Source organism: Pantoea sp. F_5 (assembly GCF_008631595.1).
GTDB classification, from domain to species: Bacteria; Pseudomonadota; Gammaproteobacteria; order Enterobacterales; family Enterobacteriaceae; genus Pantoea; species Pantoea gossypiicola.
Genome location: NZ_VWUO01000024.1, coordinates 1 through 23,765, shown reverse-complemented (window position 1 = coordinate 23,765; position 23,765 = coordinate 1). Strand labels below are relative to the sequence as shown.

30 protein-coding genes, 1 other RNA gene and 1 pseudogene are annotated in these 23,765 nt (G+C 50.3%); 14 read left to right on the top strand and 18 right to left on the bottom strand.

Going from position 1 to position 23,765, the window contains the following annotated elements:
• Positions 1 to 33: 33 nt before the first annotated feature.
• The 7 genes from F3I44_RS21560 to F3I44_RS21530 form a co-directional block, all read right to left on the bottom strand.
• Positions 34 to 888, bottom strand: a complete 855-nt coding sequence (locus F3I44_RS21560; protein ID WP_135907824.1) for a PA4780 family RIO1-like protein kinase — start codon at positions 886 to 888, stop codon at positions 34 to 36.
• Between the two features lie 315 nt (positions 889 to 1,203).
• On the bottom strand, positions 1,204 to 1,692 hold the full coding sequence (locus F3I44_RS21555) for a cold-shock protein (RefSeq protein ID WP_150015542.1): 489 nt from the start codon (positions 1,690 to 1,692) through the stop codon (positions 1,204 to 1,206).
• 193 nt (positions 1,693 to 1,885) lie between these two features.
• Positions 1,886 to 2,131 carry a YmjA family protein gene (locus F3I44_RS21550; protein ID WP_150015543.1) on the bottom strand — a complete coding sequence of 82 codons (246 nt, stop codon included), beginning with the start codon at positions 2,129 to 2,131 and terminating at the stop codon, positions 1,886 to 1,888.
• A gap of 113 nt (positions 2,132 to 2,244) precedes the next feature.
• On the bottom strand, positions 2,245 to 2,973 hold the full coding sequence (locus tag F3I44_RS21545) for a proteasome-type protease (RefSeq protein ID WP_150015544.1): 729 nt from the start codon (positions 2,971 to 2,973) through the stop codon (positions 2,245 to 2,247).
• 73 nt (positions 2,974 to 3,046) lie between these two features.
• Complete coding sequence (locus tag F3I44_RS21540) at positions 3,047 to 3,829, bottom strand: transglutaminase family protein (protein WP_150015545.1); 783 nt, start codon at positions 3,827 to 3,829, stop codon at positions 3,047 to 3,049.
• Positions 3,826 to 4,752 carry an alpha-E domain-containing protein gene (locus tag F3I44_RS21535; protein WP_013358779.1) on the bottom strand — a complete coding sequence of 309 codons (927 nt, stop codon included), beginning with the start codon at positions 4,750 to 4,752 and terminating at the stop codon, positions 3,826 to 3,828. The genes F3I44_RS21540 and F3I44_RS21535 overlap by 4 nt, the downstream gene beginning before the upstream one ends.
• Entirely contained in the window at positions 4,746 to 6,182 is a 1,437-nt protein-coding gene (locus F3I44_RS21530; protein WP_150015549.1) for a circularly permuted type 2 ATP-grasp protein, read from the bottom strand. The genes F3I44_RS21535 and F3I44_RS21530 overlap by 7 nt, the downstream gene beginning before the upstream one ends.
• A gap of 235 nt (positions 6,183 to 6,417) precedes the next feature.
• Here F3I44_RS21530 and F3I44_RS23820 point away from each other — a divergent pair, with 235 nt between their 5' ends.
• Both F3I44_RS23820 and F3I44_RS23815 read left to right on the top strand, forming a co-directional pair.
• Positions 6,418 to 6,555, top strand: coding sequence for a hypothetical protein (locus tag F3I44_RS23820; protein ID WP_190285983.1), 138 nt, complete (start codon positions 6,418 to 6,420; stop codon positions 6,553 to 6,555).
• Between the two features lie 29 nt (positions 6,556 to 6,584).
• A complete protein-coding gene (locus F3I44_RS23815) occupies positions 6,585 to 6,755 on the top strand; it encodes a hypothetical protein (protein WP_190285984.1) in 171 nt (56 codons plus the stop codon).
• Positions 6,756 to 7,013: 258 nt separating this feature from the next.
• On the opposite strand, the gene oxlT is transcribed toward F3I44_RS23815, so the two are convergent.
• The 7 genes from oxlT to F3I44_RS21490 form a co-directional block, all read right to left on the bottom strand.
• Positions 7,014 to 8,288, bottom strand: coding sequence for an oxalate/formate MFS antiporter (oxlT, locus tag F3I44_RS21520; RefSeq protein ID WP_150015546.1), 1,275 nt, complete (start codon positions 8,286 to 8,288; stop codon positions 7,014 to 7,016).
• Between the two features lie 457 nt (positions 8,289 to 8,745).
• The gene (locus tag F3I44_RS21515; protein WP_150015547.1) at positions 8,746 to 9,042 is read right to left on the bottom strand and encodes a contact-dependent growth inhibition system immunity protein; all 297 of its coding nucleotides are present in this window, start codon (positions 9,040 to 9,042) and stop codon (positions 8,746 to 8,748) included.
• A gap of 7 nt (positions 9,043 to 9,049) precedes the next feature.
• Positions 9,050 to 9,871: an RNase A-like domain-containing protein gene (locus F3I44_RS21510; protein WP_150015548.1), complete on the bottom strand. Its 822-nt coding sequence runs from the start codon at positions 9,869 to 9,871 to the stop codon at positions 9,050 to 9,052.
• 485 nt (positions 9,872 to 10,356) lie between these two features.
• On the bottom strand, positions 10,357 to 10,830 hold the full coding sequence (locus F3I44_RS21505; RefSeq protein WP_150015974.1) for a hypothetical protein: 474 nt from the start codon (positions 10,828 to 10,830) through the stop codon (positions 10,357 to 10,359).
• Between the two features lie 58 nt (positions 10,831 to 10,888).
• Complete coding sequence (locus F3I44_RS21500) at positions 10,889 to 11,554, bottom strand: hypothetical protein (RefSeq protein ID WP_223811728.1); 666 nt, start codon at positions 11,552 to 11,554, stop codon at positions 10,889 to 10,891.
• A gap of 531 nt (positions 11,555 to 12,085) precedes the next feature.
• Entirely contained in the window at positions 12,086 to 13,138 is a 1,053-nt protein-coding gene (locus F3I44_RS21495) for a site-specific integrase (RefSeq protein ID WP_143991426.1), read from the bottom strand.
• Position 13,139: 1 nt separating this feature from the next.
• Positions 13,140 to 13,691, bottom strand: coding sequence for a phage repressor protein CI (locus tag F3I44_RS21490; RefSeq protein WP_223811727.1), 552 nt, complete (start codon positions 13,689 to 13,691; stop codon positions 13,140 to 13,142).
• A gap of 178 nt (positions 13,692 to 13,869) precedes the next feature.
• Between F3I44_RS21490 and F3I44_RS21485 the strand changes: the two genes are divergently transcribed.
• From F3I44_RS21485 to F3I44_RS21440, 10 genes and pseudogenes are all read left to right on the top strand, one after another.
• Complete coding sequence (locus F3I44_RS21485) at positions 13,870 to 14,178, top strand: hypothetical protein (protein WP_150019616.1); 309 nt, start codon at positions 13,870 to 13,872, stop codon at positions 14,176 to 14,178.
• Positions 14,178 to 14,462: a phage regulatory CII family protein gene (locus F3I44_RS21480; protein ID WP_223811726.1), complete on the top strand. Its 285-nt coding sequence runs from the start codon at positions 14,178 to 14,180 to the stop codon at positions 14,460 to 14,462. Before F3I44_RS21485 ends, F3I44_RS21480 begins: the two co-directional genes overlap by 1 nt.
• A gap of 4 nt (positions 14,463 to 14,466) precedes the next feature.
• Positions 14,467 to 14,856 (top strand): annotated as a pseudogene (locus F3I44_RS24045) (tail fiber protein); the annotation flags it as partial.
• Positions 14,833 to 15,699 carry a hypothetical protein gene (locus F3I44_RS24365; protein WP_370461297.1) on the top strand — a complete coding sequence of 289 codons (867 nt, stop codon included), beginning with the start codon at positions 14,833 to 14,835 and terminating at the stop codon, positions 15,697 to 15,699. The pseudogene F3I44_RS24045 and the gene F3I44_RS24365, both read left to right, overlap by 24 nt.
• A complete protein-coding gene (locus F3I44_RS21470) occupies positions 15,696 to 16,226 on the top strand; it encodes a tail fiber assembly protein (RefSeq protein WP_150019614.1) in 531 nt (176 codons plus the stop codon). Before F3I44_RS24365 ends, F3I44_RS21470 begins: the two co-directional genes overlap by 4 nt.
• Complete coding sequence (locus tag F3I44_RS21465; RefSeq protein WP_150019613.1) at positions 16,216 to 16,941, top strand: hypothetical protein; 726 nt, start codon at positions 16,216 to 16,218, stop codon at positions 16,939 to 16,941. The genes F3I44_RS21470 and F3I44_RS21465 overlap by 11 nt, the downstream gene beginning before the upstream one ends.
• Entirely contained in the window at positions 16,913 to 17,452 is a 540-nt protein-coding gene (locus tag F3I44_RS21460) for a hypothetical protein (RefSeq protein ID WP_137241224.1), read from the top strand. Before F3I44_RS21465 ends, F3I44_RS21460 begins: the two co-directional genes overlap by 29 nt.
• Positions 17,453 to 17,454: 2 nt before the next feature.
• Entirely contained in the window at positions 17,455 to 19,134 is a 1,680-nt protein-coding gene (locus F3I44_RS21455; protein ID WP_150019612.1) for a hypothetical protein, read from the top strand.
• A 659-nt stretch (positions 19,135 to 19,793) separates the two neighbouring features.
• A complete protein-coding gene (locus F3I44_RS21445) occupies positions 19,794 to 20,060 on the top strand; it encodes an HTH domain-containing protein (RefSeq protein WP_150019610.1) in 267 nt (88 codons plus the stop codon).
• Positions 20,057 to 20,914 (top strand): Dam family site-specific DNA-(adenine-N6)-methyltransferase, encoded by an 858-nt coding sequence (locus tag F3I44_RS21440; protein WP_150019609.1) that lies wholly within the window; start codon positions 20,057 to 20,059, stop codon positions 20,912 to 20,914. The genes F3I44_RS21445 and F3I44_RS21440 overlap by 4 nt, the downstream gene beginning before the upstream one ends.
• On the opposite strand, the gene F3I44_RS23810 is transcribed toward F3I44_RS21440, so the two are convergent.
• The 3 genes from F3I44_RS23810 to smpB all read right to left on the bottom strand — a co-directional run bounded on the left by F3I44_RS23810 (position 20,911) and on the right by smpB (position 22,692).
• Positions 20,911 to 21,630 carry an HNH endonuclease gene (locus tag F3I44_RS23810; RefSeq protein WP_190286031.1) on the bottom strand — a complete coding sequence of 240 codons (720 nt, stop codon included), beginning with the start codon at positions 21,628 to 21,630 and terminating at the stop codon, positions 20,911 to 20,913. The two genes, F3I44_RS21440 and F3I44_RS23810, sit on opposite strands and share 4 nt — an antisense overlap.
• Positions 21,631 to 21,803: 173 nt before the next feature.
• Positions 21,804 to 22,166: a transfer-messenger RNA gene (ssrA, locus tag F3I44_RS21430) on the bottom strand.
• A 43-nt stretch (positions 22,167 to 22,209) separates the two neighbouring features.
• Positions 22,210 to 22,692, bottom strand: coding sequence for an SsrA-binding protein SmpB (smpB, locus tag F3I44_RS21425; RefSeq protein WP_150015984.1), 483 nt, complete (start codon positions 22,690 to 22,692; stop codon positions 22,210 to 22,212).
• A gap of 158 nt (positions 22,693 to 22,850) precedes the next feature.
• On the opposite strand from smpB, the gene F3I44_RS21420 reads away from it, so the two are divergent.
• Both F3I44_RS21420 and F3I44_RS21415 read left to right on the top strand, forming a co-directional pair.
• On the top strand, positions 22,851 to 23,285 hold the full coding sequence (locus tag F3I44_RS21420) for a type II toxin-antitoxin system RatA family toxin (protein WP_150015985.1): 435 nt from the start codon (positions 22,851 to 22,853) through the stop codon (positions 23,283 to 23,285).
• The gene (locus F3I44_RS21415; protein WP_150015986.1) at positions 23,278 to 23,571 is read left to right on the top strand and encodes an RnfH family protein; all 294 of its coding nucleotides are present in this window, start codon (positions 23,278 to 23,280) and stop codon (positions 23,569 to 23,571) included. Before F3I44_RS21420 ends, F3I44_RS21415 begins: the two co-directional genes overlap by 8 nt.
• Positions 23,572 to 23,638: 67 nt before the next feature.
• Here F3I44_RS21415 and F3I44_RS21410 read toward each other — a convergent pair.
• Positions 23,639 to 23,765, bottom strand: a 127-nt coding sequence (locus tag F3I44_RS21410) for an integrase core domain-containing protein (RefSeq protein WP_150019289.1), incomplete at its 5' end; no start/stop codon positions are given.

Here is a 23,765-nt window from a genome sequence, read left to right as displayed (position 1 = left end):
ACAGAGGCAGCGAGGCAACTCGCTGCCTTTTTTCTAATCTTCGTCGCGCTCACGGCTGGCGCGCTGGCGTTCGTAGTACTCATCTTCTGCGGTGATGATCTCATCCATCAGCGAATCCATATCCACCACGCGCTCCTCTTCAACAAACTGTCCGGTCAGCGGTGTTTCCGGGGTCAGCTTGCCATCTTCATAAAGTTGCCAGATCTCTTTGGCATAGCGCGTCTTCAGCAGCGCCGGAGCGAACTGACCGTAGTAGGAGGTGATGTTGTCTACGTCACGTTCGAACATCGACTCAGCATGGTTATTGGCTGCTGCATCGACCGCCTGTGGCAGGTCAATAATTACCGGTCCCTGATCGTCCAGCAGCACGTTGAACTCGGATAAGTCACCATGGACGATACCGGCACAGAGCATGCGCACGATGTTGCGGATCATGGTGTGGAAGTCGGTAATCGCCTCCTCTTCGGAGAGCGTGACGTCGCTGAGGCGCGGCGCGACAGAGCCATTGGCGTCGGTCACCAGCTCCATCAATAATACACCGTCAATGCAGAGGTAAGGCTGGGGCACGCGAACACCGGCATTAGCCAGGCGAAACAGGGCGTCGACTTCGGCGGTCTGCCAGGACTCCTCCTGCTGCTTACGGCCAAACTTCGTGCCTTTTTGCATGGCGCGGGCGTTACGGCTGTTGCGGGTTTTCCGGCCTTCCTGATACTGAACCGCCTGCTTAAAGCTGCGCTGGGTCGCTTCTTTATAGACTTTGGCGCACTGCACTTTACCGCTGCAAAGCACGGTATAGACGTCTGCTTCTTTGCCGCTTTTCAGCCGCTGCAGCACATCGTCAATGAGGCCGTCATCGACCAGGGGCTGGATTCTGTTTGGGATTTTCATGCGGCTTTATACCTTATTTCACCCGCTTTTCGTATCAATTTGCGATGATGGAAAACATTGGCAATGACTGAACAAAGTATCCGATTCTACCCTGGAAAGTTGTTTTGTGGGGATGAACCTTAATGCGTTGCGCTTTTGACCTTTGTTTTATCATAAACAAGGGATTAGGGGGGAGAGCAGGGCGGTTTTATCTGCCAGAGATTCGCTTTCTTACGGCACAGGGCAACATTATGTCAGCGAGATGTGCCTGAATAGCAGGTGGATATGGGCATAAGGCCGAAATCCTGCTCACAGAATCCCGGCCTGCCTGCGGGATTACTTCAGGCCTTTAAGCACTTTAACCGTGCTTTCAATGTCGATCTCATCTTCGGAGAAGATCAGCGTCGTTCCCTGGAAAGTGGTCACCGCCAGCTTTTTCAGCGAGCGCATCTTACTGGCGTTCGGGTCAGACTTCGGACGGATATTATTCAGCAACAGACCGACTGACAACACCGCGTTCTCTTTATCGACACCAGCATCAACAGGGACCTCTTCGTTATAGACCAGATAAGACTTAATCGAAGTGATCTTCAGCCGCTCACCTGCGATATAGATATATTTGCTGGTTGGCGCGACTTTCACCGCATAGGCGGACAAGCCTTTGTTGTTGGTGGTGGGTTCGAATGTCACCGCCGCATCTTTCTTAATCAGATCAGGATTGGCGACTTTAATCACATGAAAATAGCGGTTATCACCGTTTTCATCTTTGATAAAGCCAAAACCTTTGTCTTCAAACCAGGTTGTGATCGTTCCGTTCATCGCCATTTTTGCCTGCTTAATCTACTCAGTTTTTTACAGCGCGCAGTGTAAAACACAATGCCTGCGCAGACTATATAAGTCTGGATGATAATTTACAGCCGGGCAAGAGGCGGGGCGGATGCCCGACGCGGAGATTAATGCGGTAGTCAGAACGGTTAACCGGCGGACGGCGCAATGCTCGTCTGCCGGTGCGTATCTCTTACTCGTTGCCCCAGCGGTTCAGGAACCCGGCGATATCATCAATACGCTGCTCATCGATACCCGCTTCGCGCGCCATATCCTGCTGCGACTCTTCACTGATCTCTTCGTTATTCATCAGACGGGTGATCAGCAACTGAAAGTAATGCGCCAGCGGAGTACGCTCTGCTTCGCTGACCGGCTTAGCCGCCTCCGTCGCGTACTCATCTGCGACATCATAATATTTGAGAGAAATTTCGTTATTCATAAGGGGTCCGCAGAGTTGAGAGTAAGTAGCGACCGGATTCTGACCCGGCTTGTGGCGGTATTATTTCGTGTTTGGGTTGGGGCTGTAAAGGGGAACAGGATACCCGGTTCTGACTAGAGAACCAGCGGCGGAAGCTGTCTGAAGGTGTTGACTAATCCCTCTCCCCAGCCTTTACGGATAGTACTGAAGTACGGATGGTCTTCGGTAATGCGGTATTGCCGGGCATCGCTGAAGCTATCACACGGGTAGATCATCACGTCGAGCGGAAGACCAACGGACAGATTGCTGCGCAGGGTCGAATCCAGTGAAATCAGCGCGCATTGCATCGCCTGCTCCAGAGACATGTCGTAGTGCAGCACCCGGTCAATAATCGGTTTGCCATACTTGCTTTCACCAATCTGGAAATAGGGCGTATCGCGGGTGGCTTCGATGAAATTACCCTGTGGGTAAATATGGAACAGACCCATCTCATCCCCATTGATTTGCCCGCCGAGCAGCAGATTGCAACTGAAGTCTGTTGTACTGCCATTCTGTTGCGCCTCACTGTCCCGCTGGATCACCTCACGAACCGTCTCGCCGACCAGAGATGCGGCGTCGTAGAGGCTTGAGGCATTCAGCAGATTGGGGCAGTCGGCATTTTTGCTGCGGTGTCGCAGCAGACTGATAATACTTTGCGTGGTCGCCAGATTACCGGCAGTCTGAAGCACCAGCGTACGATCGCCGTCCTGATGAAACACGTGCAGTTTACGGAAGGTGGAAATATGATCCACGCCAGCATTGGTACGTGAATCGGATGCAAAGACCAGCCCGGATGACAGGCGCATGGCCACACAATAGGTCATACCACACTCCCCTCAAAAAAAGATTTGCACGCCATCAGCGTGCATGAAGTTTTCACCATCAGCAAGTCGCGATTTACATCATTTGTACGGCGGCAATCGCACACATATCTTCATATCCCCCGCCAATGCGTAAACCACGCACCGGACAGGCATCCAGGTAATCGATGCCGACGGCAAGCTTAAGATGTTGATCAGGGATACGGGTATTGTTGGTGACGTCAAAGCAGTGCCAGCGGTCTTCCACCCACACTTCGGCCCAGGCATGCGTGGCGACATGGGTAGAATCTTTGCTGTGCAGGTAACCGCTGACGTAGCGTGCCGGTATATTCAGAGTACGACAGCAGCTCAGAAAGACATGCGTATGATCCTGGCAGACGCCGGTACTGGCGGCGAAAGCCTCAGCGGCACTGTCGGTCACAAGGGTAGTACCTGGGGTGTAAGGCATCCTGAGCAGCAGGTCTGCCATCAGGTTTTCCAGGGCGGCCAGAATCGCCTGAGGCTGATGATAACGCAGGGCAAACGCCTGAATCGCCGCATCGGGCTGGGTCAGCGGACTATGGCGCAGGAAGACCAGCGGCGACAGATGTCCCTGAGCCTGATCTTCAATGCCGTGTTCAATCTCTACCACGCCATGTGCCTGAATGGTGATGGACTCATGCGGCTCATCGAGTGTCAGCACATGCATAATGTTGCCGAAGGCGTCAGTGGTGCAAACCGCCTTCTCCGGCAAGGTCAGTTGCCAGGAAAGTATACGTTGATGAGGCGATTCCTGAGGCGTCAGACGCAGGTACTGGATACTCCTTTGCACTGCCTGGTCGTAGCGATAGTGCGTGTTGTGCTCAATGCTAAGTTTCATTGCGCCTCCAGATACGTGTGATGAATACTTTCGGCGATCTCGTTGACCTGAGCGAGAAAGGCTTCCAGCCAGTTGTTCAGCCCGATTCTGTTCAGGTCTTTCATGGAGCTGAAGCGCAGCTCGGCGTGCAGGATGTGCGCCAGGCGGCGTGGCGGATTTGCACGGCCCCCAATCAGCTCCAGTTGCTGAACCATATCGTTGATACACGCCAGCAACGAACGTGGCAGCTCGTTGCGCAGGATCATCAGTTCGGCGATAGTCTCCCGGCTCAGGGGCTGCTTATAAATACTATGGTAGGCTTCGCGCGCACTTACCGCCTGCAGCAGTGTGTCCATGCGGTAATATTCGCGCACCGGATCGTCATCAATGTCCATTAGTCGGTTTTTCACCTCCAGCAGACGGGCGGTGCCATCAGCCCGTTCCAGCAGCGTCCCCAGGCGGATAAAGTGCATCGCATCGCTGCGGAGCAGGGTACCGAACATGGCACCGCGGAACAGATGAGAGCGCTCTTTCACCCAGTCAAAGAAGGCGTCGGCACCGTCTGAGCCGATGCCCTGACGGCGTATCGATTTCATCCCGATCCAGGTGGCATTAATACATTCCCAGACTTCAGATGACAGGCTGCCACGCACCGCATGCGCGTTGTTCCAGCCCATCTGCAGGCAACTGAAAATGCTGCTGTGATTCCGGTTATCCAGGGCGAAAAAACTGACCAGATTGGGCATCGTCAGTGTCGGGTAGGTCTCAGCATACAGCCCGCTGGTGCTGGTCAGGTTGAGCGGTACCAGCAGATCATGCGTACCCCCGTTACGGATTGGCATCATCGACAGCTTGTTGGTGACGTCCAGCACCCGGGCGATATTTTCTGCCCGCTCCAGATAGCGGGCCATCCAATAGAGTTCACTGGCTGTCCGGCTCAGCATAGATCATCCTCCAGTACCCAGGTGTCCTTGGTTCCGCCGCCCTGAGATGAATTGACGACCAGCGATCCTTCCGTCAACGCGACGCGGGTAAGCCCGCCAGGCACCAGTCGGATCTCCGCGCCACTGAGCGCAAAGGGCCGGAGATCGATATGACGTGGTGCCAGGCCGTCGTTGACAAACGTAGGGCAGGTGGACAACGCCAGCGTGTTTTGCGCGATGTAATTCTGCGGACGCGCCAGCAACAGGTCACGGAAGTGGGCAAGCTCAGCTTTGCTCGCGGCGGGGCCAATCAACATGCCGTAACCCCCAGCGCCGTGAACTTCCTTCACCACCATTTTTTCGAGGTTTGCCAGCACATACGACAGCTCATTTTTATGCCTGCACTGCCAGGTTGGGACGTTGTTGAGAATCGGTTCTTCCTGCAGATAAAAGCGCACCATATCCGGTACGTAGGGGTAGATAGATTTGTCATCAGCCACACCCGTGCCGATGGCATTGGCCAGGACAACATTGCCAGCCCGATAAACTGACAGCAGTCCGGGTACGCCGAGCATGGAGTCCGGGCGGAACGCCAGCGGATCGAGGAAGGCGTCGTCAACCCGACGATAGATCACATGCACTCTGCATGGCCCGGCGGTCGTGCGCATAAACAGCATGCCATCCTTCACGAACAGATCGGCGCTTTCAACCAGCTCAACGCCCATTTGCTGGGCCGGGAAGCTGTGTTCGAAGTAAGCACTGTTAAAGCGGCCTGGGGTCAATACCACCACGGTGGGATCGTTGACGGGGGAGCTTTCGCGCAGCGTTTGCAGCAGATGTGACGGATAGCGTTCTACGGGCGCAATGCGTTGCTGGGCAAACAGTTCCGGATAGAGCCGCATCATCATCTTACGGTTCTCCAGCATATAGGAGACGCCGGAGGGGGTACGCAGGTTATCTTCCAGGACGTAATATTCGCCATCACTGTTGCGCACCATATCCACGCCGATAATGTGTGCGTAGATGTTACGGTGGAGATCAACACCCTGCATACAGGGCTGATACTGTTCGTTAGCCAGAACCTGTTCTGCCGGAATGACGCCCGCTTTCAGAATGTGTTGTTCGTGGTAGATATCGTAGAGAAAGGCATTGAGCGCCTGCACACGCTGACGGATACCAGCATCAAGCATGGCCCACTCGGCGGCCGGAATAATACGTGGCACGCTGTCGAACGGGATCAACCGTTCAGCACCATTATCGTCATCGTAGACATTGAACGTTATCCCTACCCGGTGAAACAGGAGGGCGGCTTCTTCCCGCTTGCGCTGTACCGCCTGGTGATCGGCCTGCTGCAGCCATTGCCAGTAGGCGGCGTAGTGGTCACGGTGTTCGCCTTCAGCCAGAAGCATCTCATCAAAAAAGGGTGAAGCGGAGAGATTGATATTCAGCATCGTCACCTCGCAGACGTTAAAGGCTGTGAATCTATCCAAGCATAAAGTGTGCCAGCCTCAGAAGAAGCGGAACGGTACAAAGCCGAGATAGTGCAAGGGTTAAAGCACTTTTTTGGTGCAGGCGCAGAGCAGCAATGTCTTACTATGGCGCTTAGTGTGGCGTGGTGAACAACAAAATGGTCATGGCTCAGGCGTCTTCAGCTCATGAAGCTGTCGCTTAGACGGTAACGGTAATATGGGGGATTTTATTGATCTGCCGGGGGCGCTCGGGCAGGTGAATCTGGAAAAAGTTATTGCCGCGCAGCCGGATGTCTATCTGGTCGCGGTGGCACCAGACCGCCAAAAGCGGGCGCTCCACTACCCGCCGGTTTAGTGCCGGGCACGCAGACTACTGCAGAACAGGTGAGTGCCAGCCTGAAGCTGCTGCTGTCGCGTAAAGGCATCAGCACGCTGAAAGCGGTTGAAGCCGGTCGCAGTTTTGGCATCTGGTACCATTCCTCCTGTAACGTGCTGGCCGTGCAGTTCTTCGCCAGGGTGTTTTATCCGCAGAAGTTTGCCGCTCCCGATGCGTAGCAAACGCAATGCTATAAACCGTTCCTCGCCGTCGAATCGACCGGCACTTACTGGACCGGGTAAAAAGTACTTTGCCCCGACTGCCGGGGCGTTTTACATCACGGAGAGAAGGGAATGAAGATCAGCGGGTGGTCACTGTCTCCGCTATCGAACAGAGTTTTAACGATGCGCCCGGAGTTCTGACAGGCGAAGTATTTTCAATGGCAATACACGTAGTCGGGGGACGCTGTTTTAAGCGCTTTATTCACTTCCTGGTAATCAGCGTGAAAGAGTATTTTGTGCCTGCATAAACCGCGCACGCCAGGGCTTGAGAACCCACAACGCCAGGCCAGCGGTGATGAAGTCGAAGGTAATCGCGCAGCCAAAGACCAGGTGCCAGTTATGGGTGTGCTGATACATCAGCGCCGCCAGCGGACCACCAAAGACCGCGCCGATACCCTGCGAGATATACAGCCAGCCATAGTTCGCTGAAGCATTTTCGCTGCCAAAGGTGTCGGTCAGTGTGGATGGGAACAGCGAGAAGATTTCGCCCCAGCCAAAAAAAACGACGCCTGAAAGCAGTACGAAGAGCAACGGATCTTCGCGGCAGGCAAGCCACAACGTCATCGCTACGCCTTCCAGCGCGAAGGCAATAAACATCGTATTTTCACGGCCGTAGCGGTCAGAAATAAAACCAAATAGGGGACGTGTTAAACCGTTAGTAAAACGATCAATGGTCAGCGCCAGGGGCAGGGCGGCCATGCCGAAAATTACCGCCTTGTTGATGCCAAAGTCTTCGGCAAAAATCGCCATCTGCGAAGTCACCATCAGCCCTGAAGTCGACATCATGGTCATCATCATGAACATCAGCCAGAACAACGGCTGGCGCAGCATTTCTCCGGATTTAAACTGGCGCTGGTCCAGTACGGGAGACGGTGTTTTGCTGGCCGGGATCATCATGCTGGTTTCAGGCAGTCTCAGGTTCTGGCTGGCGAGAAGACCCACAGCAGCGAAGATGAGGCCAAATGTCGTCATCGTCTGCTCCAGCCCGTAGCTATTAAGAGAAATAGAAATCGGGAAGGTGGTGAAAATGGCCCCCATGCCGTAGCCCGCCGCCACGGTTCCGGCGGCAAAACCGCGCTGCTGTGGAAACCACTTCATCACCAGTCCCACTACGCCGATGTAAACAATACCCGTCCCCAGTCCGCCAAGGCAGCCGTAGGCCAGATACAGTGAAGTCAGGCTGTTGACCCGGGCAGCGATCACCCAGCTGAAACCCGCCATCAGTGTACCGATGGAGATCAGCAGACGTGGGCCAAAGCGTTCGACCAGCCGACCCTGAAAAGGTGAGAAAAAGGTCTGCAGAATAATCAGCAGCGAGAATGTGACCTGAAGTTCCGCCAGCCCGACGCCGAGTTTAGCAATCATCGGTTTGGTCAACAGCGTCCAGACATATTGCGGACTGGAAATGGCTGCCATGCAAAGTAATCCAAGCAGAAGCTGTACCCACTTGCTGTGTTTCGCTATTACTACTGGTTCACTTATCGAGGTCATTGTCTGTCTCCATAATTACGCTTTGCTCTGCTTAACCACGTTTTTGTTGTCGCACCTATCCAGACCATTAGCTGCAAATGCTAAATCCCTGAGACAGTCATCCCGATACATAAATATGTACGTAAAGCAATAAAGCAGGATGTGTGCCAGTTTGAAAAAATGCTTAAATTCAATTGGTAACGGAGTTACGGGCGGAATAAATGTGATGGGCTGCAAAAAATGAGTGCGCTGAGATGGTGCGTGGGAGACGGTTGATGGTCAGTCAGAAACGCCATCCGGTACATTCTGATATTCGAGGTTATGAACAGAAAGGTGTTACCGGAAAAAGATAAACAGGTGTTTGAAATGTTCGGATTGAGGACACAAAAAAGCCCGCAGGGCTTGTGCTGTAAGAGCTTTAATGACTTCGATGATGGTTCTGGTAACCATCAACCAGGAAAATATTATCCTGAAAGCCTCATTTCTCTGACGAGATCTGACGAACAGTCATCAGGAATTCCTGAGCCGTGGTTTCCCATAGTTCAGGGGCAAAATCAAACCCATATCGTTTCCTGAACTCCTCTTCGACACCGTCACCATAGGCGGAGATAAAATCATCAACTTCTTCGGCGAGATCTTTGAGCATCCAGTCTGGTACTGACTTTTTGAATAGCCGTACTATGCCTTCGACCGTATCCTCGCCATCATTGATGATGTCCGCGTCCTGGTTGAAATAACCGAAAATAAGTTGGTCAAGAAAGTGGAATTTTTGCATTTTGTACCTATAGATCCGGGAATGCTGTGAGAATGTAATAGGGTTTGCCGTTATATTGCTGAAACTCGATAACAATTCTCACATTTGTCATGACTATTCGCTGGTTACTCCCGCGCTGGAAACCGTAGCCAATCGCTTTGCCAGATGCATTTCGAATAGTTAACCTAGCTCCCTGTCTGCCTCCGCCAAGGACCGATTTTATAACGTCCCGATTAGCAAAAATCGCTTTCGATATGGCTTCTTCGGCTATCTGCACGTTGGTAAAGGTAGTGGAATACTGCAAACGCTTATTGGCTTCAAAGCGGGATAATAGTTCTGCATCGCTTTTGCCAACATGTGTGGAAAGCGTATGCCCGCCGGGTTTCAAACCTGTGACTGACTCATGCTCAGTAAGTTTAATGCGGCCAGCTCTTACTGCTGCTACACGACTTGCGCCGATGCCAAGTGCAAATCCTAGTGGAACAGCGATATCGACAGTCAGGCCGATTTTCATAGCCGTATCTTCATCTGCTCCAAAGGATTTGGCAATTGCTGTTGCTGTCTCGTATGTTGCTGTGCGAGTGTCTCTGCCCACAATGAGCTGATTTGCAGCAGCATTAATGCTATCGAGACTATGTGCGCCGACGACAACACATCCTGCTTTTGTTAATCCGGTAGGTTCAGGTGCTATACATAGAGCAGTTGCACCAGCCAGTTCAAGGCATCCCATGACAAGTCCCAACCCCCCGAGAAGGCGGTTACTCATTGTTTCCGCCTCTGTCACTGTCTTATCAGAGAGTGCGGCAGCAAGCTGAACAGGGGACATCGCGATCTTTATGCCATCATCCATAATGTGACCTTATTTGTTTAAAAGGCAAACAGCATAATTGTATGCTTTTTTCAGGTGCTGCCAACCATTTCAGTGCCATAAATTAAGTTAGTGAAAGCTATTCATTTCTCACAGGTGGCTGAAAGGAGCTGGCGCTGGATAAACAGGAGACAATGCTGAAATGATGTGGCAGCGGCAAAAAGTAAATTGGATTACACTGTGCGGCGTTTACTGAACTTGCAGATCCTTATTGGCAGTCAGCCCTGCGAAACGTGAGCCCGTAGCTGCTATGTGTCATTAACTTGCGTATCTGTCATGAAAAACTTTCTCCGACGTTTGACAGTGTTGTCCTTGACCGGGTTAAGCACGTAGCGAGATTAACTGGCTAAGCAATAATGCGGGCAGCTTCGCACATTTAACTGATATTCCTAAGCGTAAACCAATGCCGTTTTGTCTGCTGCCTGGTCACCTGCTCTGCTGATAGGTTAAAAGGGCTTCAGATTACCCTATCTACTACCATCTGCTTTGGCTGGTGCAGGGTTAGCATTGATATCAATGTATTTTCTCAATCCCATTGGGCGGCTTACTCCGGGAGGATCAGAAAAGGGAATCTTAAACGTTGGCGATGCTGATACTTTTACTGTCCACGTGGTATCACCGATGAAGCGGAAACTTGCAGAATGAGGTGAAACTTTCAAAGCCTCGAAATGACCTGAAGTATAAATACCCCCAATAGTCAGTTCCTCTAAAATTCCCTGAGAGAGATCTAACAGCAGGAGCGTCAGCATCTCTTCAAAAAGAACGTCATCTGTTATGAATAAAAGATAGCGGCGCTCATCAATTATTATCGCACCCTCAAGCACTTTTCCAGGGATGATAATTCCCGTTGAGATGCCGTCAATCAAAACTTCGGAACGAGCCTGGGCGGTATCTGTTGCCTCATTAACTTCCGACAGCGATATTGTAGTGACTTCTTCCATTTCTATTTCCACCAGTTGCCCATTTCCCACGCCGCTAAAGCACCGCCGACAAATCCGCCTAATAGCACGCATAGGGGGCGCCAGGTCCACACATCAAACCTGCAACGGCACCGCCAGCCCAACCGCCCGCAATACCAGCTCCGTTAATAGCAACCTGCCTGCCGGTTTCTGATGCTTTGTTGTCTGACGTATATATTTCATACATTGATATCTCGATAGAAAGAACTATCAAGCCTTTAGCTGCATGGGATAGTTCCATCATTCTCAGGTTGACCTGAGGATTTGATTTACCCGCTGACTCTACAATCGCGGCATAAACCTGATTTTTTTGCGTTTCAGATAAGCTGTAAAAATTAGCCTTTGGCCCGAACATAGCGGCAGTTTTTTTGGCGACTAACTCATTGAGCGTTACGCCTGAGGTCTTCATCCTTTCTGCCATTGCCCTGCCAAGTGGCGTACTCCGGGTGCGCACCATATCCATTATCAGATTTCTGGTTTCCTGTGCCTCCATTGCAGCTTTATCCCAGCTAATAATGCCACTACTCACTTTTGCTCTGAGATCTTCAGCCATTTCTTTAATGCGTTTAGAGTACTCAAGACGCAGTCGGGGATCGACAGAGAGCCTTGCTGCCGCCGCAGATACATCGCCTTGTAATGCGTTCACCGCACTTTCAAATTTCGTTTTGCCGTCTGAGTCCAGCGCACTAAGTAAGGCCGTATCCATTTTCAGTCCCTGTTAGATGAGCAACTCCACGAATATAACAAATGTGCTAATGAAATTGAAAATTGCCTCATTATGCAATCCGCCGAATTTTCATACTGAACGGATTCTTGAGGCTGCTGGCCTCCATTCAGGCAATCTGTCGTAGTGGAGGTAATGCCTGGCCTGACGCGGACTGATAGTGACATTCCCCCTATAGAGTTCATTTGGCTCCGACATGTGCAGGATCACCCTGCGGCTCGATATGCTGCCGATGATGGCATTGATGCGGGCACCGTCACCGCTCCACAATTACCGCGTTTGTTTGGAGCAATTCAGCCGATTACAGACACAAAAAAGCCCGCAAGGCTTTCACCTTGCGGGCTCTCAGGACTTTGATGAGGGTTCTGGTAACCCTCGCTGGCGGGAGTTGAACCCGCGTCCGAAATTACTACATACCTTCTGATGTTTTACGCAATCAATGACTTACGTCTAAGTGTTTGAAAAGGAATAGTATCGATTGGTATGCATTAGTATCAGTTAGTATCTTTTTATTTAGTCTGTCGCCAAATCGCCGCCATTTTGGCGAGACCATTTTAAGTTTGCAAGAGGGTTTTTTGTAATCGCATCTTCAAGATGTTCAGGTGCGAAGTGGGCATAAATCATGGTCATTTTTATGTCCGCGTGGCCGAGTATGTCTCTCAATACCAGAATGTTTCCGCCATTCATCATGAAGTGGCTGGCAAAAGTGTGGCGTAAAACGTGTGTGCATTGCCCTTCTGGCAGGTTGATGCGAGTACGCTCCATCGCCCGTTGGAACGCTTTTCGACATGGACTAAACAATTGCCCATTAGATTTGGGAATCTCGTTATAAAGTTCTTGGGAAATAGGGACAGACCTGTTTTTTTTAGTTTTAGTTTTAGTAAATGTCACCCGGTATTGCGTAACCTGCGAGCGATGCAAGGATTCTGCTTCATTCCAACGCGCACCAGTTGCAAGGCAGATTCTGGCAACAGTAAGTAAGTCTTTATTACCTGAATTTTCACACTCATTAAGAATTAATTTAATCTCCTCATTATTCAGGAATGCTAATTCTGTTTGAGCAATTTTAAATGTTGGTAGTCCGCTTAATGGGTTTGGTGCATTCCAGTGACCTAGCTTTTTCAAAGTACCAAAGACAGAAGATAAATTAGCCTGCTCTAAGTTAACTGTTTTAGGTTTTACTGGTTTTAAAGGAATGCCGTCTGAATCGCGAATGTCACCAACTAAACGCTTTTCACGATAAGTTGTAAACATCCCAGAAGTAACATCCATCGCATATGGATCGCCTAACCCATCGCAAATTATCTTCAATTTGGCCATAAGTCTTTTAGGGTCAGAGAGAGTCTGACCATATAGCGAATGCCATAACTTTATTAAATCTGAAAGCCTACGATTATCCGCCTTCTCTCCGAGCCACGGCTTACTATTAACCTCATCCATTGTGAAGTTCTCGAACGCAACCGCTTCACCCTTGGTGGCAAATTGTTTTCGTACTCGCTTGCCGTCTCTGCCACTTGGGTAACATTCGCAAAGCCATTTTCCCGAAGGTAATTTCCTAATTGTCATTTCAAACCTTTTTAGAAACGCCAACCACTTTCGATAGGATTTTTATCTCATCAACACCGCAATCAAAATGAACGCCGCCACCAAGAACCCGAACCTTTTTTACGGGAATAAATGCTAACTCTCTAATGCTTACCTTATTTTCAATTTCTACAAGCCATTGGCCGTCACTAAGCTCTTCAATGGCTTTATCTAAAAAGTAAAAATCGCCATTACTTCTCAAAACTAACGGGTCTCTCATTTCGACAGGCAGAAAAAGCTTATCAAAAGAGATTGAGCCAGATGGCTTAAGTTCGCCATTTATCAGAACATTGCTCGGTATAGAAACAATATCTGAAGTCAGTGGATTGCGTTTAAGACCTTGGCCAGATGTGAGCCATGCCAACGAAACACCTGTATCAAGTGCGCAGCGAATGATCAGCTCAGCAGGGAATGTATTTCTTTTTGTCCACGTTGAAAGCGTGTTAGGTGATAGTCCAACGTGCGCGCAAAGGTCATTTTTTATAAAGAAACCATAGGCTTCCATAACCCTATCAATTGCGTCAGACGTTTTCACACCCTGCGACAAGTCCAAATGAACCTCCAAAATAGTTTGACAGGGTTCGTATGGACGAATATAAATAGAGGCGTCCAAATGAACCAGCTAGAGACCTTCCGGTGCAAACGGAGGTCAATAGAGACCAATAAATACTAAAAGATACGAATACGAACCAATCGACAGGAGATTTTGCACCATGAATGCACCTATTTCAATCAACATTCCTCGCGCTTGGGTGTACCCGCTTGAGTTTGCGTTTTTAGAGAAGTTGTCAATTCACACCGTCTACAAATGGAAAGAGCGCGGAGTGGTTGAAGTTTTCCCTAAAAAAATCCGTAAGGGCTGCAAACGTGCTGGCGGCAAAGTACAGATTAAGTATCTGAAATACAAAGAAGAGCAGATACGTTTAGCCTTGGGTCATTCCAATTTTGTAATCAATGTAACAGGCGAAGAAATCAAGGTGCCTGATGAATATCGCCTCGCAAAGCGCTGCACGATTCAATAATGCATAAGTTCGAGGGCGTGAGCATGTACGATTACAAAATATCCGCACGTAACTATCTAGATGACGCCTGTCGGCAGTTTTCACTGGCACACAACGTCACAGAACTGGCAAAAAAAGTTGGAATGCAACCGGCCACACTTCGCAACAAACTGAACCCAGACCAGTCGCACCAGCTGACATTACCTGAACTGCTGGCGATCATCGATCTCACTGAAGACCCAACCATTCTGGACGGTTTTCTGCGTCAGATTAATTGTCAGCCTTCTGTACCGGTTGGACGCTGACCAGAATATTAAGGTCGGTGTGAAGCCGGTAAAAGTGTGGCTGGACGTGTGCTTTACCGGGACGCTGGCCAGCGTCTGGGGCGTGCAGAGCAAAATCACAGTGGCGGCTGATCTTGCTGACTACGAGCTGGACGGCGTGAAGCATTACGTGTCAGCGCTGGCGGGCATCGACGCTGCCGGCAACATTACCGATTTGCGGCCAAAAGGCAGCCTGAACGAACAGGCAGCCAGCAATGCCCTGGCTGCGCATGAGAAATCACGAAACCATCCTGATGCAACCCTTGAGGAAAAGGGTTTTGTAAAACTGTTCAGTGGAACGGACAGCGACAGCGAAAAACTGGCCGCCACGCCAAAAGCCGTTAAAGCAGCGATGGACAACGCAAACGGGCGTTACTCGCAGAAGGGGGGCGTGCTGGATGGTTCGCTTGAGGCAAGAGGAGATGTATTAGCCATATCAGCGAATGTTATAGCGCGTGCTGAACCGGGAAATACCTATGGGGGAGCGTTCTTTTTTCAAAAAATTAAAGATGGAAACGTAGTTAATACGGGCAGCCTGATGTCTGAATTTAATGGTGGCCATATCCAGATAAACCCGTCCTCACTTGATTGCTTTATTAGGCTGAACGGCAAAGCGGTTTCAAGTCAGCCCGATAATTACAGGATCGTGTCATCAAACGGGCGTGCGCAGTTCTGGCGGTTTGATGGAAGTAATTTTTACCTGATGTTTACAAAGCCCGGCGATCCCTATGGCTCATGGAATGACTTACGTCCGCTATCGGTTAACCACGATACGGGACAGGTCACATTTGCGAACGGCGTCACTATTCAGTCAAATCTGGTTATTTCATGGGGCGGAAATGGCCACGTTTATCAGGAAAACGGTGACATCGTTGAGCGCGGTGGTACTAAAAGTATTTTTCGGGGCTACTGGAATAACATCAATTTAAATGGGGCGCTGAGAGCCATTACCACACATGCAGATAATGCTAACAACAGGGCTAATGATGCGTGGAATAAAGCGAATGATGCGCAGCTTAACAGAGTTTCTGATGTTGCTCTGGGTGGAGAAGGTGCATTCCTCATTGTTAAAAATGGCCAGCAGCGTGTTCCCGGTGGTTGTGTCATGACCGGCTGGAATTATGAAGGCGATAACCCCGGCGGGGATACGGTGTTTTACCGTCCGATTCAGAAATATTATCCGTCAATAGGCTGGGTAAATGTAGGGCATACAGCATGATGTTAATCCTTAAAAATTTCACACAGTACATTCCGGAATATGCGGATTTGATGATCCCCGCGCTTTATTTTCAAAGTGAAAAGGGTGAGGACTGGTATTTTCACCGTATGCGGTTCAGTGCTGACACTTTAAAAGTCTGCTACGACAGCGAGGGCGTGATCCGTTCTTTCGGGTTTGATGCGTCACGCCTTTACCCTGGCGGATATTCTGTTGCAGAAGTCGAAAAAAATGCGGTGCCTGAAAATATCTCAATTGATGGTTCATGGATGTTTGACGGTTCCGCAATTGTGCCCCGCACTTACACCCAGACTGAGCGGGTTGAGCTGGCAGATAAAAAACGCCTGTCACTCATTGCTGATGCGGTTGCTGAAATGTCCCCGCTGGCGGATGCGGTTGAGCTGGGCAGGGCAACGCCTGAGCAGAAAGCGCGACTGATGGCGCTTAAGAATTACCGCCTCGATCTGATTGAGCTTGATGTTTCAGACCCGGATAACATTGTCTGGCCGGAGCTTAACGATGTGGCGTGAGGCGCGGCTGGCGCTGACGGATGCAGTGACCGCGCTGAACTGCAGCATGGTCCCGGTGCATCCGTGGATTTACGGGCTGGGACAGCAAACCGATAACGGCGCATATCTGAGTCCGGTGAATGCCACGGCCTATCTGGCGCAAAAGCTGGCAGGCATTGGCGGAAAAGCTGACGTGGTTATTCTGATGGTGGCCAGCCAGACGCATGACAATTTTATTTCCTCACTGAACCAGCTGGCTGAGGTTTTCCCGGCACCGGCGTTTGTTCAGGTGAAGCGTCTGGCGCAGTCTGCCGCCACACTGACCACGGAAAAGATGCAGCGGCCTGCACGGATGAACACGATGATGCCGCCATCCGTGCCGCTGTCCGTGCCATCCAGCCGCGCTGCGTTTGCAGCCGCCGCCGTGAAGCAGGCCCAGAGTGAAGCAGGCGCAGCAGCCGGGCTGGACGGACTGAAAGCGCAGCTGGCTGCGTTTGGCCAGAAACGTGATGCCATGCTGGCAGAGATTGCCGCCGGGCTGAGCGATCTGCAGGGCAAAAGCGCACGGGCATGGGTGTTTACCGGCGGCGACGACGTGGTGACCACGCTCACGCAGCTGGAAAAAGATATTCCGCAGCCGTCCGCTGTGTATTCGGCGGCCGTGATGCTGGTCGGTGACAATCTTGAGGGAATAAGAGGCATGATCCATGAGTACAAACCCGACGCTGGCGCTTAACGGTGAGGGCATCCCGCTTAAAAATATGCGGGTTACCGTATCAATGGCTTTTCAGGACAAAGACCAGTCCGGGCAGACCAGTTCAACGGCTAAGGCAGAGCAGGGCATCAAGGGAAAAGAGCTGAGGATCAGCGGCGAAATCGGGTTCAGTGATGCTGCCCTGCTGAAGCGTATTTTTGAGCTGGCTTCAGCAACTGACGCCAGCGGCCAGCGGCAAAAATACCGCGTGGCGCATGAGGTGGCGCGCGCGGTGAGTTTTCGCGAGGCGACGTTCACCGGCAATGTGGACGCTCCGCAGCAGGAAGGAAAAATGGCCTGGCTGATAACGTTCACCCTGACAGAGCATGTAAGCGTGCAGGAAAAGCGTGAAGCGCGCGCAAGCGGCAAAACCACGGCCACCAAACAGACCGGCGGCGGCAAAGGCGGACCGCAGGCCGCAGGCGAGAGCGACGAACAAATGACGTGGTTTGAGCGCAAAGTGCTTAAGCCGGTAAACGACGCACTGGAATAGCGATGAAACCTGTAACCCGACTTTACCTGTCAACTGACGAAGTGCATCTGACTGATGCCGCTCTGGTGCTGGAGCTTAGCAGCTGTGGCCGTGGCTTCGTCACGGCAAAGACCAGCACTGATTACACCGGCAAAATGGTCCGCATTGATACCGGCTACCCTGACAGGCTGCTGCGCTGGTTTACCGGATACGTGGAGCGCTCGCAGCCTTCGGAAACCGGCTATCAGCGTCTTTTCATCCGGGAGCTGTGCGGCGTATTTGATCGCGCATGGCCGTGCGCATTTCAGCACCCGACGCTTCGCCAGATTGCCGCCTGGCTGGAAGAACACAGCGGCCTGACCGTTACCGTGCCGCAGGCAGATTACAGCGACAGGCCGATCCCGCACTTCACACACAGCGGCACAGGATTTCAGCTGCTGGCCAGTCTGGGGCGCGCCTTCGGGATTGCCGATTACCTCTGGTATCAGCTGCCTGATGGCAGCATGTATCTGGGCGGCGCTGAAAAGGCGCTGTTTGCCGGTAAGCCGGTGGACATTCCGCCGGAGTTCAGCCAGTCCACTGCCGGTGGCAATACGATGACCGTACCTGTGATCCAGTCACTGCGTCCGGGCGTAGAGGTGAACGGCCAGCGCGTGACAAAGGTGCAGCTGAGCGGCGACACCATGACAATAACCTGGACGCCGCGAAACCGTATCACCGGCCAGCCGCTACAAAAAACACCGGTACAGCGGCAGGTTGAAAGCCATTACCCGGAGCTGGCCAGCGGCCTGCACCTGCCCAAAATGGCGCGCGTTGTTGCCCCGACTGAGGCGGTTAAAAGCGGAAACTTTGCTGACCCCTTCAGGCCGCGCTATGCCGTCGATCTGCAGCTGCTGGACGCTGACGGCAATCCGGACGGCAGTACGCCGGTTTATCCTGCTGTGCCGCTGCCCGTTCCGATGGCCGGTAATGATTCCGGCATGTTTCAGTTTCCGCCAGAGGGAACGCTGGTTGAGGTCGGTTTTACCGGCGGACGCCCGGACAAGCCGTTTGTGCGCCAGACCATGCCGGGCGGGACCAGCCTGCCGGACGTGAAACCGGGTGAACAGCTGCAGCAGCAGCGCGCGGAAGTATCACAGCGGGTAACACAGGCGGGAGACTGGGAACGCCAGACCGATCAGGCCATCCGTGAAACGTCCATGAGCCGGGAAGTTAAAGCCGATACGGAAACGCGTGAGCTGGTCAGCAGGGAAACGACGGTCAAAGCCACTGACAGAACGACCGTGATCGGCACGGCGTCCCTGATGGCCGGGGCAATCCAGCACGTGACGACCGGCAATTACAGCATGGCCGCACAGCAGAGCCAGCTGATTACAGTGGGTGGTAATGCGGAAACGGATGTCACCGGCAGCGCGGCGATTAAAGTCGGTCAGGCACTGACTGAAAAAATTGGCCAGCTGCGCCAGAGCATTGCCGGAACGCGTCAGGAAATTATCGCGCCGGTTGTGTGGATTGGTTCAGAGAAGATTAACGTGGCCCAGCTGATGCTCGATACCGTGGCGCTTGTTCAGCAGCTGGCTGACCAGCAGGCCAGCCATACGCACCCGTCAACCGGGCAGCCCACGAACAGCAGCGATATCGCACAGATCAGCCAGCAGGCCGCCGCGCTCAGTACGAAATATTCACCCGTCATCGGCAAGTAAGCCAGCACACTGACCCGCTATCGCAGCGGGTTTTTTTATTGCCCGTCACCAGCACGCCTCAGACGCACGATGCGCCACGCAAAGGCGCGCCCATCACGCACGACAACCATAAACAGATCATCCGCACAGCGCGGCACTGGCTGCGCGTCAGCACGGCAAAATAATCGTCCGGCAGACAAAATCGGCGCTACACCGCACCCGCCTGCAGGTTTTGCATCATAAAAATTTTTCAGTTTTATTTTTTTGCAAAGGGCATGGCCAGAGCGCATGGCTACTGGCCTTCTGTCAGAGTTCGCCAACTGAAAAAGTTGAAAGGATTTTCAGTGCTTTTCAGTTTTCTGCATCTAAGAAGGATCTTAGTAAAAATACAACATATTGAATTAAAATGTTTTTATCTGATTTTCTTGAATTTTAGGATCGCTGGGAAGATCAAAACGGTAAACCTATGAAAAGATAACAAGCCAGGCGTGGCGTGGGCTGTGGGAAAATTACATCGTTTTGGAAAACTGAAATTTCTAGAAGCTCACGCACTGTGATTATATACAGATTAACGGTTATGATATTAAATATGTTACTAGAATTTCGGGTCTTGAATGCTTTGATTAGCATGCTATAGCATGTTAATTTTGCATCATAATTTTCAATGAGAGGAAGGTGGTATGGGGAGTAGGCGTAGAAGTGACCTTGAAAAGATCGCTATAAAAATTCTTAAGCGGAACAAGGAACCACTGTCGTTACTGCACCTTTTTGAAAAAATCCATCAAAAATACCCACTGTTACTTTCTGGGCAAACTCCTCAAAATACTTTGTATGCAATGATTTACAAAAGGGAGAAAAGGAGAGTAATGGATGGAGAAGCCGCTATATTTATTCGTCACAATGAAGGGCGTTCTGTTTATTATACATTAACGGATAATGTTAAATGAAAGTTGTACCTCACGTTATTCCTTATCAAGGCAGTAAACGTAAGCTAGCTAATGATATTTTAGAACATATTAACGGTTTTAAGGTTGATACTTTCTACGAACCGTTTGCTGGTTCAGCAGCTGTAACTTTAGCCGCTGCTGCAAGGCAAAGTGCAAAAAAATATGTCATTGGAGATAAATACCAACACTTAATAGAACTCTGGGATTTAATCATTAATAGCCCTATAGATGTATCACAAAGATATTCAAAATTATGGTTCGAACAACTAAAAGAACCGAATGAGTATTTTTTGAAAGTTCGTAGTGATTTTAATAAAGATAATGATCCTGTCAAATTATTATATCTGATGGCAAGATGTGTAAAAAATGCTATTAGGTTTAATAGTTCTGGAGAATTTAATCAATCACAGGATAAGCGTCGCTTAGGTACAAAACCAGAAAAAATCCATCAAAATCTACTTCAGGTTTCCGCTTTATTAAAAGAGCAGACAGAGCTTTTCAGTGGAGATTTCAGATTACTAACCCAAAATGCGACTGCTAATGATCTAGTGTATATGGATCCTCCTTGGCAAGGTACAAGTACAAAAAAAGACCCAAGATATGCCTATATTCTTGATTTAGAATCTCTTGTCAATGAAATGGAGAGGATGAATATTCGGGGGATTCCCTATATTCTTTCATTCGATGGGACGTGTGGCGATAAATCATATGGGAATGAGTTGCCAACAAGTTTGCAACTGAAGAAAATTATGTTGAAGGCAGGGCGATCTTCGCAAGCGACATTACTAGGGAGAGATGATGAAACCTTAGAATCGTTATATCTCTCACCTGCGTTGCTAAAAAGAATGTCTTAAATAGTATTCAGGACTACTTTAATGAAGTCCTGAATACTCAAGCCTTCTTCTTGGCTAATTTTCTTTATCTTATTATGAATATCAATTTCTGTAATTCCTTTAAACTCTAAAATTATCCTTCTGGCTTCGGTCATTGCTAAGTGAGAGTATTCTTCTGGATAAGCCCAATAGCAAGTCTTGCAGATGGAAATGTCTTTATTGTTTTTGAAATTATCACAATGTTCACAAGACCAAGATTTTTGTCTTTGCGATGTGCCGGTCAGTAACATGAAATTATGGGGTTCGTTTTCTTGACCAATATCATCACCAGCAACTTCATATGGAATACGGTGATCAATCTGAAGATAGATAGGTTCGTAATACTCGCCTGAGATAGTGCATCTGGAACCATAAATCGCAATTAGTTGGTTTTTAAAAGCCTTAGAAAATATTTGGCGACCTGCTAATTTGTGAGCTTCAATTTTGTCAGGGTCACCAAATCTGTAACCAGCAATCGCGCGACCCGTAGATGATGGCATTTTAAATGTTTCTAATGGAATTCCAGCTTCCCGCACATCTCTAGCCGCCCTTGGGGCATGATTATAACCGTAAAGTTCTTTCAGTTCCTCAGTGGTTACATACCCATGCTTAATTATATGTTCGATGACAGTTCGTGGTCTTTTGCCAGTCACATTTTTAACTGCTTCTAAAATTCTTGGATTAATTTCGGATGACATCCCTATATCTCCATTTACCAAAATTTTACAGAGCCGATTTCAAACCTTTAGACATGGTTTAGAGAACGGCTACTTGTGATTGGTAGTGTCTACAGGTGTTGGATTTCAATCGCCATATTGCCGCCACTAAAAATGAAAAAGGGCTACGCTGGAACGTAACCCTTTGATTTATTTGGTGGAGCTGGCGGGAGTTGAACCCGCGTCCGAAATTACTACACCGTCGGCACTACATGCTTAGTCAGTTTTTACATTCGCCGGTTAGCTGCGAACAGACACGCCACTAACAGACTATCCTGATTGGATTTAACGCTTCAACCCCAGGCAAGGCATCCACGCGATCTCTTTTGGGTTTGACTTCTCTTGATCCCCGTCTTAAGAGCGGAAGCTAGGGAGAGAAGGCTAAGAGCAGGTTATTAAGCTGCTAAAGCGTAGTTTTCGTCGTTTGCGACTATTTTTTTTGCGGCTTTTTACGAGGCAAACCGCCCCTCGGCATGCTCCTAAGGCTTCACAATCCCGTCGAGTCCAGAATCAGCCCCAGAACTACAAATACTAGCAACTAAACAACCTAAAATCCAGTGCTTAACGCGCTGAATTCTTCATGATACGTGCTTTGTCTAATTTCCATTCGCGATCTTTAATATCATCGCGCTTGTCGTGCTCTTTCTTACCGCGTGCAACACCAATCTTCAGTTTGCACCAGGCATTCTTCCAGTACAGCGACAGTGCCACGATGGTGTAGCCTTCGCGGTTAACGCGGCCATACAGAGAGTCGAGTTCACGTTGCTTCAGCAGCAGCTTACGGCTGCGCGTCGGGTCACAGACCACGTGGCTGGAGGCAACGGCTAAGGGTTGAAAGGTTGAACCGAACAGAAAGGCTTCGCCATCGCGCAGCAAAATATAGCTGTCGCTGATGTTGGCTTTACCGGCACGAAGCGACTTAACTTCCCATCCTTGTAACGACAATCCCGCTTCATACTCCTCTTCAATGAAGTACTCGTGGCGGGCGCGTTTGTTCATGGCAACAGTGGCAGAACCGGGTTTGTGTGTTTTTTTCTTTGTCATAGTGCGGCGTATTTTACATCACTTAGTCGGTTATCGCATCCCCAGTCCAGCGGGGCAGCAGGAAACGGGATATTCTAGCACACCCTTACCCGGGGACATTTTTGTTTAATCGCTGAAAATGCTATTATTCAGCGGTTTTGTGATGAACAGGAACCATTATGGCTCAGATTAGTCGTTCGGCGCTGGTCCCGTTTAGTGCCGGGCAGATGTACCAACTTGTAAATGACGTGGATGCCTATCCGCAATTCCTGCCGGGTTGTACCGGAAGTCGCGTGCTGGATGTCTCTGATAATCAGATGACGGCGTCCGTGGATGTGTCAAAGGCGGGCATCAGCAAAACGTTTACCACCCGCAATACCCTGACGGATAACCAGAGCATCCATATGCAACTGGTTGATGGACCGTTCCGCAAGTTGACCGGCGGCTGGACGTTCGTCTCGCTGGGCGATGATGCCTGTAAGGTTGAGTTAAGCCTGGAGTTTGAATTCACCAACATGCTGGTAGAGATGGCTTTTGGTCGTATCTTCAAAGAGCTGGCCAACAGCATGGTGCAGGCCTTCACTCAGCGTGCCAAAGAGGTTTACCGTGCCTGATATTTCCGTCGAGGTGGTTTATGCCTTGCCTGAAAAGCAGTATCAGCTTTACGTGACAGTGGAGCAGGGCTGCACGGTAGAGCAGGCCATACTGAAGTCAGGCCTGCTGGAACTGCGTCGGGAAATCGACCTCGCCAGTAATAAAGTTGGCGTCTATAGTCGGCCAGTGAAGCTGGATGATGTGGTTCAGGAGGGCGATCGTATTGAGATCTATCGTCCACTAATTGCCGATCCAAAAGAGCTGCGTCGTCAGCGCGCAGAGCGGGCGGCAGAAAGCAAAAAATAAGTCGTTATCCCGCCAGAATCAGCGGATGGCAGTGACTAGTCCTGGCATAGGTTGACACGTTATGCCGTTAAAACGCCTGATGCACTGCATCAGGCGTTTTGTATTTCAGCGACAGATGTGGCCGCTGACTGTTATAGATTTCTACTGACTCTGCCACCATCCTCCCTGCCTGAGCAACATCTTCCGGCCGGGTT

Excerpts from the sequence above, each read along its gene's own strand:
- F3I44_RS21545 (WP_150015544.1), bottom strand. The coding sequence starts at position 2,973 with ATGACCTATTGTGTGGCCATGCGCCTGTCATCCGGGCTGGTCTTTGCA.
- F3I44_RS21555 (WP_150015542.1), bottom strand. The coding sequence starts at position 1,692 with ATGGCGATGAACGGAACGATCACAACCTGGTTTGAAGACAAAGGTTTT.
- F3I44_RS21420 (WP_150015985.1), top strand. The coding sequence starts at position 22,851 with ATGGCTCAGATTAGTCGTTCGGCGCTGGTCCCGTTTAGTGCCGGGCAG.
- F3I44_RS23810 (WP_190286031.1), bottom strand. The coding sequence starts at position 21,630 with ATGTCATCCGAAATTAATCCAAGAATTTTAGAAGCAGTTAAAAATGTG.
- F3I44_RS21485 (WP_150019616.1), top strand. The coding sequence starts at position 13,870 with ATGAATGCACCTATTTCAATCAACATTCCTCGCGCTTGGGTGTACCCG.
- F3I44_RS21480 (WP_223811726.1), top strand. The coding sequence starts at position 14,178 with ATGCATAAGTTCGAGGGCGTGAGCATGTACGATTACAAAATATCCGCA.
- F3I44_RS21510 (WP_150015548.1), bottom strand. The coding sequence starts at position 9,871 with ATGGATGATGGCATAAAGATCGCGATGTCCCCTGTTCAGCTTGCTGCC.
- F3I44_RS21455 (WP_150019612.1), top strand. The coding sequence starts at position 17,455 with ATGAAACCTGTAACCCGACTTTACCTGTCAACTGACGAAGTGCATCTG.
- F3I44_RS21535 (WP_013358779.1), bottom strand. The coding sequence starts at position 4,752 with ATGCTGAGCCGGACAGCCAGTGAACTCTATTGGATGGCCCGCTATCTG.
- F3I44_RS21470 (WP_150019614.1), top strand. The coding sequence starts at position 15,696 with ATGATGTTAATCCTTAAAAATTTCACACAGTACATTCCGGAATATGCG.
- F3I44_RS21500 (WP_223811728.1), bottom strand. The coding sequence starts at position 11,554 with ATGGATACGGCCTTACTTAGTGCGCTGGACTCAGACGGCAAAACGAAA.
- F3I44_RS21440 (WP_150019609.1), top strand. The coding sequence starts at position 20,057 with ATGAAAGTTGTACCTCACGTTATTCCTTATCAAGGCAGTAAACGTAAG.
- F3I44_RS21495 (WP_143991426.1), bottom strand. The coding sequence starts at position 13,138 with ATGACAATTAGGAAATTACCTTCGGGAAAATGGCTTTGCGAATGTTAC.
- F3I44_RS21560 (WP_135907824.1), bottom strand. The coding sequence starts at position 888 with ATGAAAATCCCAAACAGAATCCAGCCCCTGGTCGATGACGGCCTCATT.
- oxlT (WP_150015546.1), bottom strand. The coding sequence starts at position 8,288 with ATGACCTCGATAAGTGAACCAGTAGTAATAGCGAAACACAGCAAGTGG.
- F3I44_RS21505 (WP_150015974.1), bottom strand. The coding sequence starts at position 10,830 with ATGGAAGAAGTCACTACAATATCGCTGTCGGAAGTTAATGAGGCAACA.
- F3I44_RS21465 (WP_150019613.1), top strand. The coding sequence starts at position 16,216 with ATGTGGCGTGAGGCGCGGCTGGCGCTGACGGATGCAGTGACCGCGCTG.
- F3I44_RS21445 (WP_150019610.1), top strand. The coding sequence starts at position 19,794 with ATGGGGAGTAGGCGTAGAAGTGACCTTGAAAAGATCGCTATAAAAATT.
- F3I44_RS24365 (WP_370461297.1), top strand. The coding sequence starts at position 14,833 with ATGGACAACGCAAACGGGCGTTACTCGCAGAAGGGGGGCGTGCTGGAT.
- F3I44_RS23820 (WP_190285983.1), top strand. The coding sequence starts at position 6,418 with ATGGGGGATTTTATTGATCTGCCGGGGGCGCTCGGGCAGGTGAATCTG.
- F3I44_RS21540 (WP_150015545.1), bottom strand. The coding sequence starts at position 3,829 with ATGAAACTTAGCATTGAGCACAACACGCACTATCGCTACGACCAGGCA.
- smpB (WP_150015984.1), bottom strand. The coding sequence starts at position 22,692 with ATGACAAAGAAAAAAACACACAAACCCGGTTCTGCCACTGTTGCCATG.
- F3I44_RS21550 (WP_150015543.1), bottom strand. The coding sequence starts at position 2,131 with ATGAATAACGAAATTTCTCTCAAATATTATGATGTCGCAGATGAGTAC.
- F3I44_RS21530 (WP_150015549.1), bottom strand. The coding sequence starts at position 6,182 with ATGCTGAATATCAATCTCTCCGCTTCACCCTTTTTTGATGAGATGCTT.
- F3I44_RS21460 (WP_137241224.1), top strand. The coding sequence starts at position 16,913 with ATGAGTACAAACCCGACGCTGGCGCTTAACGGTGAGGGCATCCCGCTT.
- F3I44_RS21515 (WP_150015547.1), bottom strand. The coding sequence starts at position 9,042 with ATGCAAAAATTCCACTTTCTTGACCAACTTATTTTCGGTTATTTCAAC.